This window comes from Salimicrobium humidisoli (genome assembly GCF_002295105.1).
In the GTDB taxonomy this organism is placed as follows: Bacteria; Bacillota; Bacilli; order Bacillales; family Halobacillaceae; genus Salimicrobium; species Salimicrobium humidisoli.
This window is the reverse complement of record NZ_NSGH01000007.1, coordinates 1-16134: the sequence shown is the minus strand read 5'-3', so window position 1 is coordinate 16134 and position 16134 is coordinate 1. Positions and strand designations below refer to the sequence as shown.

14 protein-coding genes, 11 tRNA genes, 2 rRNA genes and 1 pseudogene are annotated in these 16134 nt (G+C 49.6%); 4 read left to right on the top strand and 24 right to left on the bottom strand.

The window, feature by feature from the left end:
- The first annotated feature begins 85 nt into the window (after positions 1-85).
- The gene (locus CKW00_RS05585; protein ID WP_095821746.1) at positions 86-1039 is read left to right on the top strand and encodes a sodium:calcium antiporter; all 954 of its coding nucleotides are present in this window, start codon (positions 86-88) and stop codon (positions 1037-1039) included.
- 76 nt (positions 1040-1115) lie between these two features.
- On the opposite strand, the gene CKW00_RS05580 is transcribed toward CKW00_RS05585, so the two are convergent.
- From CKW00_RS05580 to rocF, 11 genes are all read right to left on the bottom strand, one after another.
- Positions 1116-1472: a DUF4870 domain-containing protein gene (locus CKW00_RS05580; protein WP_008591125.1), complete on the bottom strand. Its 357-nt coding sequence runs from the start codon at positions 1470-1472 to the stop codon at positions 1116-1118.
- 82 nt (positions 1473-1554) lie between these two features.
- Entirely contained in the window at positions 1555-2913 is a 1359-nt protein-coding gene (locus CKW00_RS05575; protein WP_095821745.1) for a hypothetical protein, read from the bottom strand.
- Positions 2914-3020: 107 nt separating this feature from the next.
- Positions 3021-3776 (bottom strand): DeoR/GlpR family DNA-binding transcription regulator, encoded by a 756-nt coding sequence (locus CKW00_RS05570; RefSeq protein WP_095821744.1) that lies wholly within the window; start codon positions 3774-3776, stop codon positions 3021-3023.
- 65 nt (positions 3777-3841) lie between these two features.
- Positions 3842-4978, bottom strand: coding sequence for a thiolase family protein (locus tag CKW00_RS05565; RefSeq protein WP_095821743.1), 1137 nt, complete (start codon positions 4976-4978; stop codon positions 3842-3844).
- A gap of 147 nt (positions 4979-5125) precedes the next feature.
- Positions 5126-6928: a glutamine--fructose-6-phosphate transaminase (isomerizing) gene (glmS, locus tag CKW00_RS05560; RefSeq protein ID WP_095821742.1), complete on the bottom strand. Its 1803-nt coding sequence runs from the start codon at positions 6926-6928 to the stop codon at positions 5126-5128.
- A 453-nt stretch (positions 6929-7381) separates the two neighbouring features.
- Positions 7382-8731: a phosphoglucosamine mutase gene (gene glmM, locus CKW00_RS05555; protein WP_095821741.1), complete on the bottom strand. Its 1350-nt coding sequence runs from the start codon at positions 8729-8731 to the stop codon at positions 7382-7384.
- 18 nt (positions 8732-8749) lie between these two features.
- The gene (locus CKW00_RS05550; RefSeq protein ID WP_095821740.1) at positions 8750-9709 is read right to left on the bottom strand and encodes a CdaR family protein; all 960 of its coding nucleotides are present in this window, start codon (positions 9707-9709) and stop codon (positions 8750-8752) included.
- Entirely contained in the window at positions 9702-10520 is an 819-nt protein-coding gene (cdaA, locus tag CKW00_RS05545) for a diadenylate cyclase CdaA (RefSeq protein ID WP_095821739.1), read from the bottom strand. Before cdaA ends, CKW00_RS05550 begins: the two co-directional genes overlap by 8 nt.
- A gap of 91 nt (positions 10521-10611) precedes the next feature.
- The gene (locus CKW00_RS05540; protein ID WP_095821738.1) at positions 10612-11268 is read right to left on the bottom strand and encodes a zf-HC2 domain-containing protein; all 657 of its coding nucleotides are present in this window, start codon (positions 11266-11268) and stop codon (positions 10612-10614) included.
- A 13-nt stretch (positions 11269-11281) separates the two neighbouring features.
- Positions 11282-11845: an RNA polymerase sigma factor SigW gene (sigW, locus tag CKW00_RS05535; RefSeq protein ID WP_008591105.1), complete on the bottom strand. Its 564-nt coding sequence runs from the start codon at positions 11843-11845 to the stop codon at positions 11282-11284.
- 152 nt (positions 11846-11997) lie between these two features.
- Positions 11998-12909, bottom strand: coding sequence for an arginase (rocF, locus tag CKW00_RS05530; protein WP_095821737.1), 912 nt, complete (start codon positions 12907-12909; stop codon positions 11998-12000).
- 380 nt (positions 12910-13289) lie between these two features.
- On the opposite strand from rocF, the gene CKW00_RS05525 reads away from it, so the two are divergent.
- The 3 genes and pseudogenes from CKW00_RS05525 to CKW00_RS13820 all read left to right on the top strand — a co-directional run bounded on the left by CKW00_RS05525 (position 13290) and on the right by CKW00_RS13820 (position 14674).
- On the top strand, positions 13290-13826 hold the full coding sequence (locus CKW00_RS05525) for a response regulator (protein WP_095821736.1): 537 nt from the start codon (positions 13290-13292) through the stop codon (positions 13824-13826).
- Positions 13715-14188, top strand: a pseudogene (locus tag CKW00_RS13825) (GGDEF domain-containing protein); the annotation flags it as partial. The gene CKW00_RS05525 and the pseudogene CKW00_RS13825, both read left to right, overlap by 112 nt.
- A 72-nt stretch (positions 14189-14260) precedes the next feature.
- Positions 14261-14674, top strand: coding sequence for a response regulator (locus CKW00_RS13820; RefSeq protein ID WP_332889043.1), 414 nt, complete (start codon positions 14261-14263; stop codon positions 14672-14674).
- Between the two features lie 75 nt (positions 14675-14749).
- On the opposite strand, the gene CKW00_RS05510 is transcribed toward CKW00_RS13820, so the two are convergent.
- The 13 genes from CKW00_RS05510 to CKW00_RS05450 form a co-directional block, all read right to left on the bottom strand.
- A tRNA-Ala gene (locus tag CKW00_RS05510) sits at positions 14750-14822 on the bottom strand.
- A 2-nt stretch (positions 14823-14824) separates the two neighbouring features.
- Positions 14825-14899 (bottom strand) — tRNA-Gly (locus tag CKW00_RS05505).
- A gap of 10 nt (positions 14900-14909) precedes the next feature.
- Positions 14910-14982 (bottom strand) — tRNA-Lys (locus tag CKW00_RS05500).
- Positions 14983-15022: 40 nt separating this feature from the next.
- Positions 15023-15094 (bottom strand) — tRNA-Gln (locus CKW00_RS05495).
- 45 nt (positions 15095-15139) lie between these two features.
- Positions 15140-15222 (bottom strand) — tRNA-Tyr (locus CKW00_RS05490).
- 17 nt (positions 15223-15239) lie between these two features.
- Positions 15240-15315: transfer RNA gene (locus tag CKW00_RS05485), tRNA-Thr, on the bottom strand.
- Positions 15316-15321: 6 nt separating this feature from the next.
- Positions 15322-15397 (bottom strand) — tRNA-Val (locus CKW00_RS05480).
- Positions 15398-15406: 9 nt separating this feature from the next.
- A tRNA-Glu gene (locus CKW00_RS05475) sits at positions 15407-15481 on the bottom strand.
- Positions 15482-15497: 16 nt separating this feature from the next.
- A tRNA-Thr gene (locus CKW00_RS05470) sits at positions 15498-15569 on the bottom strand.
- Between the two features lie 4 nt (positions 15570-15573).
- Positions 15574-15648, bottom strand: a tRNA-Asn gene (locus CKW00_RS05465).
- 4 nt (positions 15649-15652) lie between these two features.
- Positions 15653-15729 (bottom strand) — tRNA-Met (locus CKW00_RS05460).
- A 14-nt stretch (positions 15730-15743) separates the two neighbouring features.
- Positions 15744-15858, bottom strand: a 5S ribosomal RNA gene (gene rrf, locus CKW00_RS05455).
- Between the two features lie 52 nt (positions 15859-15910).
- Positions 15911-16134, bottom strand: a 23S ribosomal RNA gene (locus tag CKW00_RS05450); the annotation flags it as partial.

The window sequence follows — 16134 nt, the reverse complement described above, 5'->3', positions numbered from 1 at the left end:
CTTTCCCGCTCCCTAATAAATTGACGCTCCTTTTCCACTTCGCTATAGTTAGGAATAGTTATTTCTACAGTGCAGGAGGGTCAACATGAATTTTGTCATATTCACTGCGGCTGCGATAGTCGTCATTTTTGCAGCGATTCAATTAAACAAATACGGGGACGTCATCTCCCAGAAATCCACGTGGAGCGGAGCTATGGTGGGCACCCTGCTTATAGGCGGAGCCACTTCTCTGCCTGAACTGACCACCAGTCTGACTGCCGTCTATATCGACAATGCCGACATAGCCGTCGGAAATATGCTCGGGAGTAACGTGTTCAACGTCCTCATCCTCATGATTTTCGATTTTATTTACCGGAGACGGAAGGTTTTCAATACCGTAGAGCAGAGTACCCATCTCCCCGTCGCGTATACGGGGCTCGTGATGACAGCTCTCATTTCTGCCGCACTTCTGTGGAGAAGTGCGCCGGAACTGTTCAACGTGGGAATCGAAATGTATCTGCTCGTCGCCATCTACATTGTTGTAATGAAAACATCCGGGAACCCGGAAGAAGAGGCGGACGAGCCGACTTCTTCCATCACTCTGAAGCAGGGGGTGACCCGCTTCATCATAGCGGCTCTGGTCGTTTTTGTGGCGGGTAGCGCTCTCGCTGTCTACGGGGATCTGATCGCCAAGGAAACCGGAATGAACGCAAGCTTCGTCGGGAGCTTTCTGATCGCCGCTTCCACGTCTCTTCCCGAACTGGTGACCGTTCTGGCTGCTTTCCGGATTATGAACTACTCGCTCGCCATAGGCTCGATTCTTGGCAGTAACCTTTTCAATCTGCAGCTGTTGGTCATCACCGACATTTTCTACAGAAAAGAAGCTATTCTGAACGTTGCCGATCCTTCTAACATTACCGTTGCCCTGCTCGGTCTTGTAATGATCGCCCTTACCATCTTCGCGCTGCAACGCACAGCCGTTAAGCGTGTCAGCGTCTATGCCATACCTTCCGCCGTAACTATTATCCTGTACTTTACAGCTTCTTATATCATGTTTTAAAATGCAGGCAAAAAAACAAACGCGTTTTCCGAAAGGCACACTTTGGGAAACGCGTTTTTGTATTAGTCCGAAATAGTTACTTTATCTTTTTAACCTGACCTTCCGCCATGTCCCCGACTACCGGGAGATGGTAGCGTTCTTTGTTATAGGCTTTGTACATAAGGAAAACCCACAGAACCAGAGAAACGGGGGAAATCAGAAGACTGATAAGCCAGCCGATGAGAGGGATCATTCCCACGACAAGTCCGAGGATGAAAATACCCCCGAAAACGATAGTCGACTGCATGGCATGGAAGCGGATAAAGGAACTCTCTTTCTCGATAAGCAGGAAAATGATTCCCGTGATGAATCCGAGCAGATACGTCAGGAGACCGCCGATGTTCTCTTCAAGACCAGTGGAGGAAGATGCCGGGGGACGTGTGTCATTCGCCATTGTTTTAACTCCTCTCCTTTTGGAAACTTGAAAAAACTGAATTTTCAAAATATATGTTTATTATACACCATTTATTTTCTTCTCACAAGGAAAGTTTCCGTATCTGCTTCTCCAATTCCCGATAGGAAGCCGCCTCTTTCTCTTTTCCCAGTTCTTTATAAATTTTAGCCAGCCACTGGACCGGCCCGACTTTCTCCGGAGACATTTCGGAAGCGTACTGAAAGCATTCCAGCGCTTTTTCTTTCCAGTCGAATTCGTAATACAAAGTTCCGAGGTCTTCCATGCGGTCGAGGTCTTCCTCCCACATTTCCATAAAGGATAACTTCTCTTTCAGTTCCTCCGCTTCGACCCCCGTCCTGCTGTCGAATGTGTCTCTGATTTCCCCGGGGGAGTAATGAGGAAGAGTGTTGCGGATAAGAGCTTCGAGCAGAGGGGGTTCCTCTTCCGTACCATGTTTCAATATTTCCCGAAGAAATCTTTCCCACGCCGGAAGGGAGGTAAGACCCGGGTTTTTTGAAAGGAGTATGTCTTCCAACATCCCGCGTTCCCGACTGCTTAAAGATATCTCTTCTTCCCCCGTCAGCAGAAATGCATCATTCAGCCTTTGCGCCGCTAAATACCCTGAAAAAAGCAGCTGTTCCACTTCCCGGTCCTCCGGCACAAGTTCCAGAGCATGCTCGAGTATACGGAGCCGCTCTTCCGGAGAGAAAGCAGAGGCCAATTCGGATTCATACTGGCCCGGTACGATGGTTTTTTTCTGCATCAGGAGAAGGAGAAAAGCTGTAAATTCGAGTCGGGTTTCACTTGGCAACATGGACAGTAAAGATTCATCACGATTGTGGAAAAGGTATTTTTCAGCATACAGAGGGTCTTTTTCCCATAGCTGTTCCGCGGGGAGATCGTAGATTTCTTCGAATTTCTGGAACTGGAGATCATGGGATAGTTCTTTTACGAAGCGATGACGGGGAGCGAAATCCATCAGGAGCCGTATAATCCGGTAGGAATGGAACATTTTTCCCTGACGGCGGACTTCATAAAAAAGGGTTTTGATTTCCTGGAGAAGTTTCTTTTTCGGAAGGAAGGATTCCAGAAAAGTAAGGATATACGCCTGCTCCTGGTTCGTATACTTGCCGGAGAGGTGCTGGAGCAGTGAATTATACGTGGAAGCCGGGAAACGGCCACTGCCGTTCAAATGATCGATCAGCGGGTGCGGAGCTTCGCATACCAGACCGTGACGGAAAGCACGACCGATGAACGAATTGTATTTTATCTTTTTTGCCTGTACGGCTGTTACGTACTGTTCTTTGTAGAAAAACAGATAATACATACTCCTGCCCTGCACTGCTTCCACTATTTGAGCACGTTCATAATATACGGCTCTCAAAGGTTCTACGACACGCTTATCCTTATTTTGAGAAAGAATCCATTCCTGTTCATTCATTATTGAAACCTCCCTTGACTTTGCTACACAATAACACATTCGCTTTCATCTATACAAAAAAAGACTGGCCGTTACGCCCCAGAACAGGTTACGCCGGCCGGACTTCTTTACGTGGCGATTATCCACTCCACGTTATATTCATCAAACACGTCCTTCATGAAAGAGGAAGGCTCCCTGTCTGTAAGAACCTTATCCACTCCTTTAAGGGAAGAGAACGTGTAAAACCCCCGTTTTTCCAGTTTGGAATGATCAGCTACTACAATCACTTCGTCCGCTCGTTTCATCATCATTTTCTTCACGTAACCATCTTCCTCATGATAACTGGACAGACCTTCTTCAGAAATCCCGAACGTCCCGACGAACAGTTTATCCGCATAAAATTCCTCCAGTTTTGCAAGTACCGAAGGACCGTAAAGAAACCGCTGTTCTTTATTCAACTGACCGCCCAGAAGATTGATGTCGGCGTTCGTTTCGGCCAGAAGTTCCGCTGCATAAATAGAGTTAGTGACGGCCGTGAACCGGGGGACGTCAATGCAGGCAGGAATGGCCTGTACAGTCGTGGACGTATCAAAAATGATGGAATCTCCTTCACGAATGAGGGAGGCGGCAGCCCGGGCAATTTTTCTTTTTTCTACACTGAATTTCTGAAGTCTGTCTGTGTACTCCATACGTCCCTTACCGGATTTCGGGAGGAGGGCGCCCCCGTGCATACGAACGACCTCTCCGCGCTCCGTCAGTTTCACAAGATCTCTTCGGGCAGTATCGCGGGACACCTGAAAATATGAGCATATCTCTTCCAGGCGGACTCTCCCCTGTTCACGGATCATTTCTACAATTCCTTCCAGCCGTTCTTCCTGATACATAGCATCACCTTTAAGTATTTATAAGTAATTGTAAGTTATTTTAAGTATTTGTGCAATAGGAAACGTTACAGGCGCTCAATAATCGTAGCGTTCGCTGTTCCACCGCCTTCACATATAGCAAGTAATCCGTATCTGCCTCCCGTCCGTTCCAGGCGGTGCAGCAGCGTCGTCATAAGTTTTGTACCGGTAGCCCCGAGCGGATGACCAAGAGCGATAGCCCCTCCGTCTTCGTTCAGCTTCTCAGGGTCCGCTTTCGTATCTTCCAGCCAGGCCAGCGGCACGGAAGCGAAAGCTTCATTCACTTCATACGTATCCATATCTCCGATCGTCATTCCCGCTTTTTTCAGCACTTTCTCTGTAGCCGGGATAGGACCTGTAAGCATCAGTGTCGGATCGGATCCTGCAACGCTTCTCGCTATGATCCTTGCCCTCGGCTTCAATCCGAGCTCCTCCGCCTTTTCCCGTGACATGAGCAGTACGGCGGAAGCTCCGTCACTCATCTGGCTGGCGTTCCCCGCCGTTATCACTCCGTCTTCGGTAAAAACGGGAGAAAGTCCGTTCAGCACTTCCGTGGTGGAACCTTCCCTCGGCCCTTCGTCTCTGTTGAACACAGCCCCATCTTCCAGCTCCAGGGGAAGAATTTCTTTATCGAATCTCCCGTTCTCCTGGGCCAGAAGCGCCCGTTCGTGACTCGCGGCTGCGAAGGAATCCAGATCATTTCTCGAAAAACCCCATTTTGCGGCAATTTTTTCTGCCGAAATCCCCTGATTCACTATTTCATATCTATCCGTCAGCATAGAGCTGGGAGCGACATCCCGGTAATTGGAAAACATCGGTTCCCGGGTCATGCTCTCGACGCCTCCGGCCACTACGACATCCATATCTCCGCTCATAATAGCCTGTGAGGCGAAATGAACCGCCTGCTGACTGGACCCGCACTGGCGGTCGATGGTGACCCCGGGCACGGTAACAGGAAACCCTGCCATGAGACTCGCATTTCTCGCCACGTTCCCCGCCTGCTCTCCGGTCTGTGTGACGGCTCCCAGTATGACGTCCTCCACTTCCTCCGGCAGCACTCCGGAACGCTCCATCAGCCCTTCAAGCGTTTTGGACGCGAGCTCATCCGCCCTCATATTACCGAGATTCCCTTTTCTTTTTCCGACAGCTGTGCGCAGAGCTTCCACGATAACTACTTCTCTCATGATAACTTCCTCCTTTTTCCTGCTTTTCTCTATAATTCGTCATCGACGTGTGCGCACCTTCTTTTTTTGCGAGGAAAAGTCTTTATGAGTCTTTTGCCTACACAAAACCCCCGTTATTCTCCTCGGAAAATAACGGGGGTTTGTCTATTATTCTACTGTTACACTCTTCGCAAGGTTTCTCGGTTTATCCACGTCACAGTCACGGTGAAGAGCTGCATAATAAGCGATCAGCTGCAACGGAATGACGGATGCAAGCGGCGTCAGCAGATCGTGTACCTTCGGAATAGCGAACTCGTCGCCCTCTTCCTCGATACCTTTCATACTGATGGTGAGAGTATTCGCTCCGCGGGCTTCCACTTCCTGCACGTTGCCGCGGATCGACGGGCTGACGCTTTCCTGGGTCGCAAGAGCGATCACCGGTGTCCCTTCTTCGATCAAAGCAATCGTTCCGTGCTTCAGTTCTCCACCGGCGAAGCCTTCCGCCTGAATGTAGGAGATCTCTTTCAGTTTGAGAGCACCTTCCACGCCGACGTAATGATCGATACTGCGTCCGATGAAGAAGCAGTTGCGTGTTGTGGAAAGATATTCCCGAGTCAGGTTCTCAAGTTCTTCCTTCTGGTCTGTCAATGCTTCCATGGCGTTCGCTGCAATGCCGAGTTCCTGCATCGGATCGAATTCAAGTTCGATACCTTTGGCACGGGCGGTGTCGACCGCAAGGATGGCAAGGACAGCTATTTGAGCCGTATATGCTTTCGTGGACGCTACAGCGATCTCAGGCCCCGCATGCAGATGAAGCGTGTAGTCCGCTTCACGGGAAAGGGTGGAGCCCGGAACGTTCGTAAGCGTCAGTGCCGGATGACCCAGTTTCTTCGTCTGAACGAGCACAGAACGACTGTCCGCCGTCTCCCCGCTCTGGGAAATGAAGACGAAAAGCGGTTTCTCGGACAGAAGCGGCATGTTGTAGGAGAATTCACTCGCTACGTGGACCTCTGTCGGAATGCCGGACATTTTCTCCAGGAACTGCTTACCTACAAGGCCGGCGTGATAGCTCGTTCCTGCAGCAATTATATAAATACGGTCGCATTCTTTCATTGCTTCACGCACTTCCGGATCGAGTTTGATGCGGTCGTCCTCATCCTGATACTCCTGAATGATTTTACGGATGACAAACGGCTGTTCATCCACTTCTTTCAGCATAAAGTGAGGATACGTTCCTTTTTCGATATCCATCGAGTCGATTTCTGCGGTGAAGGACTCTCTTTCGACCTCGGTGCCGTCAAGTTTCTCAACAGTCACGTCTTCACGTTTCACGATTACAATTTCCTTATCCATAAGTTCCATGAATTCGTTTGTAGCCTGAAGACCGGCCATGGAGTCACTGACGACCATGTTGAAGCCGTCGCCCAGGCCTACGAGAAGCGGGCTCTTGTTTTTTGCGACATAAATCGTATCTTCGTCCCGTCTGTCGATAAGGGCCAGGGCGTAGGAACCGCTCAGAAGTTCAACCGCCTGACGGAACGCTTCTTTCGTATTGTCAGTCTTACGATGAAGCAGTTCAATCAGCTGTACGATGATTTCTGTATCCGTTTCACTCTTCAGCTCAACGTCTCCGAGGTACTCTTTACGGATCTGGTTGTAGTTCTCGATTACACCATTATGGACGATCGTGAAGCGTCCGGAGTCGCTCTGGTGAGGGTGGGCATTCTCTTTGCTCGGCGCACCGTGCGTCGCCCAGCGTGTGTGGCCTATCCCGAGAGTCGCTTTCACGTTCGGGTCCACTTCTTCACGTAAAGCGGCAATTCTGCCCTTCACTTTAAAAACGTGCAGCTCTTCACCCGATAACGTAGCGATTCCTGCCGAGTCATACCCGCGATATTCCAATTTCTGAAGACCTTCGAGCAAAATGTCCTTCGTGTCATCCTTACCAATATATCCTACAATACCACACATTGTGATGTCCTCCTCTAATAAGGAGCAGTCACCACCACCAGGGGCGAGACTGCCCCTTTCCCTGTTATTTTTGAACATTTTGTCCCTGCGCGTTGGACGAAGAGTCGCCTCTACGGTTTAGCACAGAAACAGTCGGTTGAAATGTCGGCAACCGGGAGGTATCCGCCGAATGATCTCGATGAACCTCCACCTCGTCAACTGCAGATAAAACATCCTGTTCTGCAGTCCTGGCGCTTTACATTAATTATCCCGCGCTGCTCCTTTCTTTTCTATAATGAATATGCACCTTGTTCATTTAACCATTTTTTCCTCAATTAAACATATCAGTGCAACACTCTTATTCTACTCGAGGATAAAATGAAACGTCAATCTTTTTTGCATAAAAGCGCAGAAGTTCGACTCCCATCAAAAAAGCAGCGCGGACGTTTTTTCGTCCGCGCTGTTTTCAGTATGTTACGACTGCATTCCAAGCTCTTCTTCGACTACTTCCACTACTCTCGTCACGTAGGCTTCGCATTCCTCTTCCGTAGGAGCCTCAGCCATAATACGGACGAGCGGCTCGGTGCCGGAAGGACGAACGAGAACACGACCACTGTCGCCCATTTCGTTTTCCACTTCCGCAATTTTTTCCTGGATCCGGTCGTTTGTAAAGACCGCTTTTTTATCTGTCACTTTAATGTTTTTAAGTACCTGCGGGAATTTTTCCATTTCCTGGGCCAGGACCGAAAGCGGCTTGCCGGTGTCCCGGACCACGTTTACCAGCTGCAGAGCGGAAAGGATGCCGTCCCCTGTAGTATTATGGTCGAGGAAAATAATATGGCCGGACTGCTCCCCGCCTAAATTATAGTCGCCTTTGCGCATCTCTTCCATAACGTAACGGTCGCCGACGGCCGTCTTGTCACTCGTGATCCCTACTTTTTCGAGTGCCTTATAGAACCCGAGATTGCTCATTACGGTCGAAACGACGGTGGATTTGTTGAGCATCATCTGTTCGTTCATGAATTTCGCACAAATATACATAATGCGGTCGCCATCCACGAGCTGCCCCTTTTCATCCACCGCAATCAGACGATCTCCGTCTCCGTCAAAGGCGAGTCCGATATCCGCTTTCTTCTCCTTCACCAGTTCCTGAAGTGCTTCCGGACTGGTAGACCCGCATCCTTCGTTGATGTTCAGCCCGTCCGGGGTGGAACCTATAGAGGAGATCTCCGCTTCCAGGTCCGCAAACAGATGGGAAGCGATGGAGGACGTGGCCCCGTTCGCACAGTCGATAGCGATGTGCATGCCGTCGAAGTCGTGGTCCACCGTCTTCTTCATATGCTGCATATACTTCTGGACACCTTCGAAATAGTCATTGATCTGACCGAGGTCGCTGCCGGATGGACGCGGCAGTTCATCTTCCTCCGCATCAATCAGTGCTTCAATCTCTTCTTCCTGTTTATCCGAAAGTTTAAAGCCGTCCGAACCGAAAAACTTGATGCCGTTATCTTCCACCGGATTATGGGAAGCCGAAATCATGATTCCCGCTTCCGCCTGCATAGCTTTCGTCAAATAAGCGACTCCGGGTGTGGAGATAACTCCGAGACGCATAACTTCTGCCCCGATGGAGAGCAGGCCGGCTGCAAGAGCGCCTTCAAACATCTCCCCGGATATACGTGTGTCTCTCCCGATCAGCACTTTCGGTTTCTCCTGCCCTTTCGTCAGCGCATAACCGCCAAACCTTCCCAATTTGAATGCAAATTCCGGGGTCAATTCCTTGTTTGCGACTCCTCGCACCCCGTCTGTGCCAAAATATTTACCCATGACTCTGTCCCTCGCTTCCTACTCGTTTGTAATTTCGATTTTTACTTCCACTGTCTCGGGTTCGATGGAGACCACGCCGTTTGGAACTTCCAATTCCACATCCTTACTGGTGGTTTCCTCGAGACCCTCCGTATTAACAATACTTCCACTGACCTGATTGATATCATCAAGAACCTCTTTCGGTCCGTAAATAGTCGCCTGCTCGACAGATGAGGTGATTTTATCCACCTTCACACCGTCTTTCACCCCTCCTTCGGCCCGAAAGGCTACAGGTACTTCTTTTTTACTGCGGGATACAGGAACGTCGACAGTCACCGAAGCCGGTTCCACAATCACATTCAGTTCGTTCCCTTCCTCGTCATATACTTTAACGGGCGTCTCCCTCTTCTCTATCGAAGTGTCCACGCCTGCCAGATTAACGATCGATTTCACGACCGCCACTTCCGAGAGGACAGAAGCCGCTCCCGTCACTTCCACGGTGGAAGGATTGATATCAGCTTCTCCTACTTCGAACTCACTTCCCATCTGGCTTTCATTTATAAAATCCGCACTTATATTATGTGTCTCGCTCATCCGGCGTTCTATCGTAACTTCGACGGTTTTGGGTTCCACGTTCACCTGCACCTGATTCGAAATTCCGGAGTGCTGGATACGCACCTCATGAACACCGGCGCCGAGACCGTTCAATTCCACGTAAAGGGAAAAGTTCTGCTGACGGGCAGCCGGAGCGACCTGACTCGTAGGACCTTCAAGCATAACGTCGGCCACCTGCGGTACACCGGTCACTACAAGTTCCTCGTCCTCGAGCTTGATATCCACCGGCACGTTTTCCGCCATTTCTTTATCCGTAGAACTTCCGTTCAGAAAAGTCGGGTCTGTCCCCTCCGTGCTGTCCTCACTCACGGAAGCCCACATGAGGATGGCGAGAAAAAGGGAGAGAATTCTTATAAACCACGTGCTGCGTAACCATTTATCCATTCTTCTTCCCCCTCCAGTTCCACGATTTGTTTGCAGGGGTCTTCGAGGTCACATCAAGAGCGGAGTGCAGTATTTTTCTAAGAGATTCCTCATCCAGATTCCGCTGCAGCTCTCCGTTGACCGTACAGGACATATTCCCGGTTTCTTCGGAGACAATAATGGTCAGCGCATCGGTCACCTCACTGATTCCCATCGCCGCACGGTGCCTGGTACCAAGTTCCTTGGAGATGAAGGGGCTTTCCGATAGCGGCAGATAACAGGCGGCCGCCACAATTTTATTGCTTTTCAGTATGACCGCCCCGTCGTGAAGCGGAGTATTCGGTATGAAGATGTTCGTAAGCAGTTCGTTCGTCAGTTCCCCGTGCACCGGGATACCGGTTTCTACGTAATCTCCCATACCCGTTTCTCTTTCAATGGTAATCAGAGCCCCGATACGACGTTTTGCCATATAGTTGCATGACTTAAGTATCGCTTCGACGGAACGCTCCGTATTTTCCTCCTCCGCCGAGCTTCTGCTGAAGAAACTTCCTCGTCCCAACTGTTCCAGTGCCCGCCTGAGTTCAGGCTGGAACAATATGATAATAGCAAGAAAACCCCAGGCGATCGCCTGCGACATAAGCTCCCGTAATGTCGTAAGTCCAAACAGGTTACTGAGCAGCCAAATTCCAAGGATGAGAAACACACCTTTTAACAGTTGAACAGCTTTCGTTCCTTGAATAAGCATAATCAGCTTATATATGATGAACCAGACCAGGGCTATGTCGATGGCGATTACGATATAATCGAATAACGTATGAGCCTCACCAAACATGCCGACACTTCCTTCTGTATGAATATCGATCTCAGAAACTTTTTTAATTATATCATATTTGCCATTTCAAAAGAAAAGAATCACCGGGGTGTTATTCCGGTGATTCCTCTCCCATGGAAAAAACTTCTTCTGCGAAATTTCTTACGTGGTACCACATCCATTCGAACACCTGGTTCACGTAGTTCAGCTCTCCACTCACGTAAGCCTGTAGTTCTTCGCCTTCCGTGGCTTCCCTGGAAGTGTCTCCTTCTATCAGCCGGCCGTTTATCAATGTTACATCCCCGTCGACATGTCCCTGGACCTTCAGATCTCCGTTCCGTACCACCAGATCGCCTTCCACCGTAATATCTTCCGGAACGACTACCGTTCCTTCTTCAATGACCACGCCTTCCTGCTTGGAAACCGTAACCTGATCTTCCTGGTTCCACGCAGAGAAGATTCCGCTGGCCATAAGAAGCACAAACACGGCTGCTGCCGAAACGAGAGGATGGTGGCGGAACCACTGGACCCACGTAGTACGTTTCCGGTTGCGCGGCAGCTCACTCATTACCCTGTCCGTGAAGGAGGAAGGGGCCGTGACTCCCGTCTTATCCGAAGCCAGCGTATCCGCTCTTTTCAGTTCATGAAAATGTTCCTGGCATTCCTCACATCGCTGCAGATGGTTCCCGAGGATCCTCTGCTCCTCTTCTGTCAGCGACTCATCCAGATATTTATGCATCAAGTATATCATGTCGTTATCGCACTTCATCTATTTTCACCCCTTACACATTCCGAAGCTTTTTACGTAAAATTTCTCTGCCGCGGTGAATTCTCGTTTTCACCGTTCCAACCGGCATATCAAGTACTTCAGCTATTTCCTGAAGGGATAATTCTTCGAGAAACCGTAAAACGATCACACTTCGGTATATCGGAGGGAGAGCGGTTATTTCTCTCTGTATATATCCCCGCAGCTCAAGGTTCTCCACCTGTTCCTCCGGCAAAGCTTCATCCGTCGCCAACTGGTCATGCATACTCAGACCGTCTGTCCCTTTTATATCAGCGTCGAGGTGATAATCGGGTTTTTTCTTTCTGATCCGGTCAATCGTCAAATTCGTCGCAATCCGGTACAGCCACGTAGAGAACTTTCGTTTTTCATCAAAGCTCTCGATGTTGGTGTAGGCCCGTATGAACGCTTCCTGAGCCAGATCCTCCGCTTCCTGACTGTTGCCGATCATACGGAAGCATACGAAATACACTTTGTTTTGATAAAACGAGACTACGTCCTCAAACGCCTGTACGTTACCTTTTTTCACTTCTTTGATTCTTTCTGCTATGAAAGTTTCCATCTCACTATACCTCCGCTTTCACTGCGGTTCTTATATGTACGAATAACTCGTCCGAAAGGTTTCATCGCATTATTTTTTAAAACGGGGACAGGTGCCGCTTGTTCATTATAACAGCCTGCATCCAGGGGATGCAGGCTATTGTATCAAAAACTTTATGTCAGCTTCTCACCGAGCATGGAGCCCATAAGCCCCACCGCCATGGAAGCCGTTTTATTTTTTTCATCGAGGATCGGGTTCACTTCCACGAATTCTGCGGAAGTGATTCTTTCCGAGTCATGCAGCATCTCCATCGCCAGATGACTTTCCCGGTAACTGAAGCCGCCCATGACCGGTGTTCCTACTCCAGGCGCTTCTTCCGGATCCAGACTGTCGAGGTCGAGGCTCAGGTGTACGCCGTCCACTTTGCGGGTTTCCAGATAATCAAGAGCATCCTGCATCACCTGCGACATACCGAGACGGTCCACTTCATGCATGCTGAATACTTTAATGCCTTTTTCCCTGATCAATTCCCGTTCCCCTTCGTCCACGGAACGTGCACCGATAACAACGATGTTTTCAGGTTTCAGTTTAGGCTGATATCCGTGGATATCCGTAAGACTCTCATTACCTATCCCTATACTTGCAGCGAGCGGCATTCCGTGAATATTACCGGAAGGAGAGGTTTCTCCGCTATTCAAATCCGTGTGGGCATCATACCAGATCACACCAAGATTCCCGTAATGTTTCGAGATACCGGCAAGTGTCCCCATGGCGATGCTGTGGTCGCCTCCGAGCACAAGAGGGAATCGTCCTTCCTGAACGATGTCATCCACCTTTTGCGCGAGCGCAACGTTGCCCTCTCTGACTTCTTTAAGATTACGGAGGTTCTCTTTCTCACTTGTTTCTTCCGTTTCTTCGGAAGGTTTGGAAATGACCAGGTCTCCGAGGTCTTCTATATCATATTTCAACTGTTCCAGTCTTTCAATTACTCCCGCATAGCGGATGGCACTCGGGCCCATGTCCACCCCCCGTCGGTTTTGACCGAGATCCATAGGTACTCCAATGATCGACAACTTCCTGTTCATAAACAATTCCTCCTTCATCGGGCTGCTTTCTATTGTAGCTAAAATTCACACAATGACTCAACTGCACATTTTTGTGCATAAACATGCGTTTTCCTCCGGTTTCAAAATAACGTTCCGTCTATTATAATGGTAGGTATAACCAATAGAACGAACAGCTACTTGCAGGAAAGGTCGTGCCCTATGAAAACAGCCTCGCAGTTACTATGGGAAGGGATTGAAAATAAGATAAAAGACTGGCAGGCCCGCCCCTTTGTCGTGGAATACGACCTGGCCGACTTTCTGGAGCGGACGAGAGAGCAGCTTCAAATCATGGAGTTTACGGAGGCGGAACAGCTGACGGAAAAGTTTCTTCTCTTCCTTGACCGAACCGGCACGAAGAGATGGGAAAAATCAGAATGGAGACCGTCGCTGCGACAGATACAGACGGAATTCCCTCTCCACTCCGTACAACGGAGGACCGGTTTCCCGACACGAAGTTACCGCTGCTGCTTATCATTGACGATGATATTGAGCTCATCACTTTTATGAAAGATTTCCTGGAGCAGCATGGATACCAGGTTCTTGCATCGCTTACCGGAAAAAAAGGTCTCGAACTATTTTATGATCTTCACCCTGACCTTGTGCTGATCGATTACATACTTCCGGATATTGACGGGGTGGCTCTGCTGACTCAAATCGTTGAGAAAGCCCGTAATGAATTCACCCCTGTCATCATGGTCAGTGCGCACAATTCAAATGAACACAGGGCTCTCTCTTTTAATCTGGGGGCGACTGATTTCATCGGAAAGCCGATCAGAACCGATGTATTGCTTCCATTTCTGAAAAACCGTCTTGCCTCGCGGGAACAGATTCTTGCCCATATTCTGCAGGACGAACTGACCGGCGCCTTCAATCGAAAGTTTTTAGAGAAAAACTGAAGGAGCAGTCGGCTCTTTCCCACAAGGAAGGCGGGTACACCTTTTCTGCGGCCATGGTGGATCTCGATCATTTTAAAAAAATCAATGACACTTACGGCCATCACACAGGGGATCAGGTTCTGGAGACCTTTGTGAAAGTATTTGAGTAGATGAAAACATCAGGAGAGACGATCAGCCGTTATGGTGGTGAAGAATTCGTCGTGATTTTCCCGGGTGCTTCTGCACAGGAGGCGGATGCACGAGTGGAAGAATGGAGAAATCGCTTTTCCTCCATTACATTCACTTCAGGGGACGAACAGTTTCACGTCCATTTCTCGGCAGGAATCGCGCAGATTTCGGAGGCCCCCGGAGGAGAAAGCATCCTCGAACAGGCAGATAAAGCTCTGTATCATGCTAAGAGGACCGGCAGAAACCGTACTGTTTCCCATCCTCACATGCCGGCTTCTGCTCTTGATGCAGAGATGATTACACTACTCATCGTCGAAAATGATCCGAGCGTGCGACAGCAGCTGGAAGACTTTTTCTCCACCCGCTCTTTTATCAGTGATAAACCGGTACGGGTCATCACTTTCCATACCCGACAACAGTTTCTCGAGGAAGACTGGTATCATCCGGAAGAGGATTATGTATTGCTGCTGGCAAGTTCTATCGGTATCGATACCCTGCCTTTTCTCAAAACGAAATACGATTTCCGGAACGTAGCGGTTATGATTATGACCGGAGAAGAGGAAACGGAAAGAGTGGAAGAAGCACTGAGAGAGGAAGCCGAAGATTATCTGTTGAAGCCTTTCCGAGTGGAAGATCTCGGCGAACGGCTCGACGGCGTAGCCGATAGAATGTTCATATAACTCATACAAAAAAGGAGTTTCTCCGCGAGAAACTCCTTTTATTTATCTATTCGTTTATAAAAAGTGAAATTGTAATGGAGCCTAGCGGGATCGAACCGCTGACCTCCTGCGTGCAAAGCAGGCGCTCTCCCAGCTGAGCTAAGGCCCCGATGGAGCGGGAGACGGGATTCGAACCCGCGACCCCCACCTTGGCAAGGTGGTGTTCTACCGCTGAACTACTCCCGCAATGAAGCAGTGAGCCATGGAGGGCTCGAACCTCCGACCCTCTGATTAAAAGTCAGATGCTCTACCAGCTGAGCTAATGGCTCGTAACAATAGAAAATTCGTTACTGAAAAAAATAAAAAAGGCTGGGCTAGCTGGATTCGAACCAGCGCATGACGGTACCAAAAACCGTTGCCTTACCGCTTGGCCATAGCCCAACAATTCTGTAATCAAAAAGCTTCACAAATGGAAACATAAAAAAGTGGAGGGAGCAGGACTCGAACCTGCGAACCCGATGGGAGCGGATTTACAGTCCGCCGCGTTTGGCCAACTTCGCTATCCCTCCGTAATAAAGGACTCTGCTGGTGCCGGCCAGAGGACTTGAACCCCCAACCTACTGATTACAAATCAGTTGCTCTACCAATTGAGCTAGGCCGGCCGACTATGGTGGAGGATGCAGGGCTCGAACCTGCGACCCCTTGCTTGTAAGGCAAGTGCTCTCCCAGCTGAGCTAATCCTCCGGGGTATGGTGGTGACCCGTACGGGATTCGAACCCGTGTTACCGCCGTGAAAGGGCGGTGTCTTAACCACTTGACCAACGGGCCTGGTTTCGTTTACGAGAGCTTCCAGCCGGATTTGAACCGGCGACCCCTTCCTTACCATGGAAGTGCTCTACCACTGAGCTATGGAAGCAATTTGGCTCCACCGGTAGGATTCGAACCTACGACAAATCGGTTAACAGCCGATTGCTCTACCACTGAGCTACGGTGGAATATTGGTTGCGGGAGCAGGATTTGAACCTGCGACCTCCGGGTTATGAGCCCGACGAGCTACCAGACTGCTCCATCCCGCGCTGATAAAAAAACGATGTGGCAGCGCCCTACTCTTGCGGGGGGTAACCCCGACTACCATCGGCGCGGAAGAACTTAACTTCTGTGTTCGGCATGGGAACAGGTGTGACCTCTTCGCTCTTGCCACCACATCTTTAGAAGGAATGAACCTTCAAAACTGGATAAGAAACATACGACCAACGTATAGAGAAGATCTCGATGGATTAGTATCCGTCTGCTGCACGTGTCGCCACGCTTCCACACCGGACCTATCAACCTCTTCGTCTCAGAGGCATCTCTATAAAGGGAAATCTCATCTCAAGGGGGGCTTCATGCTTAGATGCTTTCAGCACTTATCCCGTCCACACGTAGCTACCCAGCAATGCTCCTGGCGGAACAACTGGTACACCAGCGGTGTGTCCATCCCG

Bases quoted from the DNA above. Each gene is read 5' to 3' on its own strand.
- CKW00_RS05585 (WP_095821746.1), top strand. From the start codon at position 86: ATGAATTTTGTCATATTCACTGCGGCTGCGATAGTCGTCATTTTTGCA.
- CKW00_RS05580 (WP_008591125.1), bottom strand. From the start codon at position 1,472: ATGGCGAATGACACACGTCCCCCGGCATCTTCCTCCACTGGTCTTGAA.
- CKW00_RS05575 (WP_095821745.1), bottom strand. From the start codon at position 2,913: ATGAATGAACAGGAATGGATTCTTTCTCAAAATAAGGATAAGCGTGTC.
- CKW00_RS05570 (WP_095821744.1), bottom strand. From the start codon at position 3,776: ATGTATCAGGAAGAACGGCTGGAAGGAATTGTAGAAATGATCCGTGAA.
- CKW00_RS05565 (WP_095821743.1), bottom strand. From the start codon at position 4,978: ATGAGAGAAGTAGTTATCGTGGAAGCTCTGCGCACAGCTGTCGGAAAA.
- glmS (WP_095821742.1), bottom strand. From the start codon at position 6,928: ATGTGTGGTATTGTAGGATATATTGGTAAGGATGACACGAAGGACATT.
- glmM (WP_095821741.1), bottom strand. From the start codon at position 8,731: ATGGGTAAATATTTTGGCACAGACGGGGTGCGAGGAGTCGCAAACAAG.
- CKW00_RS05550 (WP_095821740.1), bottom strand. From the start codon at position 9,709: ATGGATAAATGGTTACGCAGCACGTGGTTTATAAGAATTCTCTCCCTT.
- cdaA (WP_095821739.1), bottom strand. From the start codon at position 10,520: ATGTTTGGTGAGGCTCATACGTTATTCGATTATATCGTAATCGCCATC.
- CKW00_RS05540 (WP_095821738.1), bottom strand. From the start codon at position 11,268: ATGAAGTGCGATAACGACATGATATACTTGATGCATAAATATCTGGAT.
- sigW (WP_008591105.1), bottom strand. From the start codon at position 11,845: ATGGAAACTTTCATAGCAGAAAGAATCAAAGAAGTGAAAAAAGGTAAC.
- rocF (WP_095821737.1), bottom strand. From the start codon at position 12,909: ATGAACAGGAAGTTGTCGATCATTGGAGTACCTATGGATCTCGGTCAA.
- CKW00_RS05525 (WP_095821736.1), top strand. From the start codon at position 13,290: ATGGGAAAAATCAGAATGGAGACCGTCGCTGCGACAGATACAGACGGA.
- CKW00_RS13820 (WP_332889043.1), top strand. From the start codon at position 14,261: ATGCCGGCTTCTGCTCTTGATGCAGAGATGATTACACTACTCATCGTC.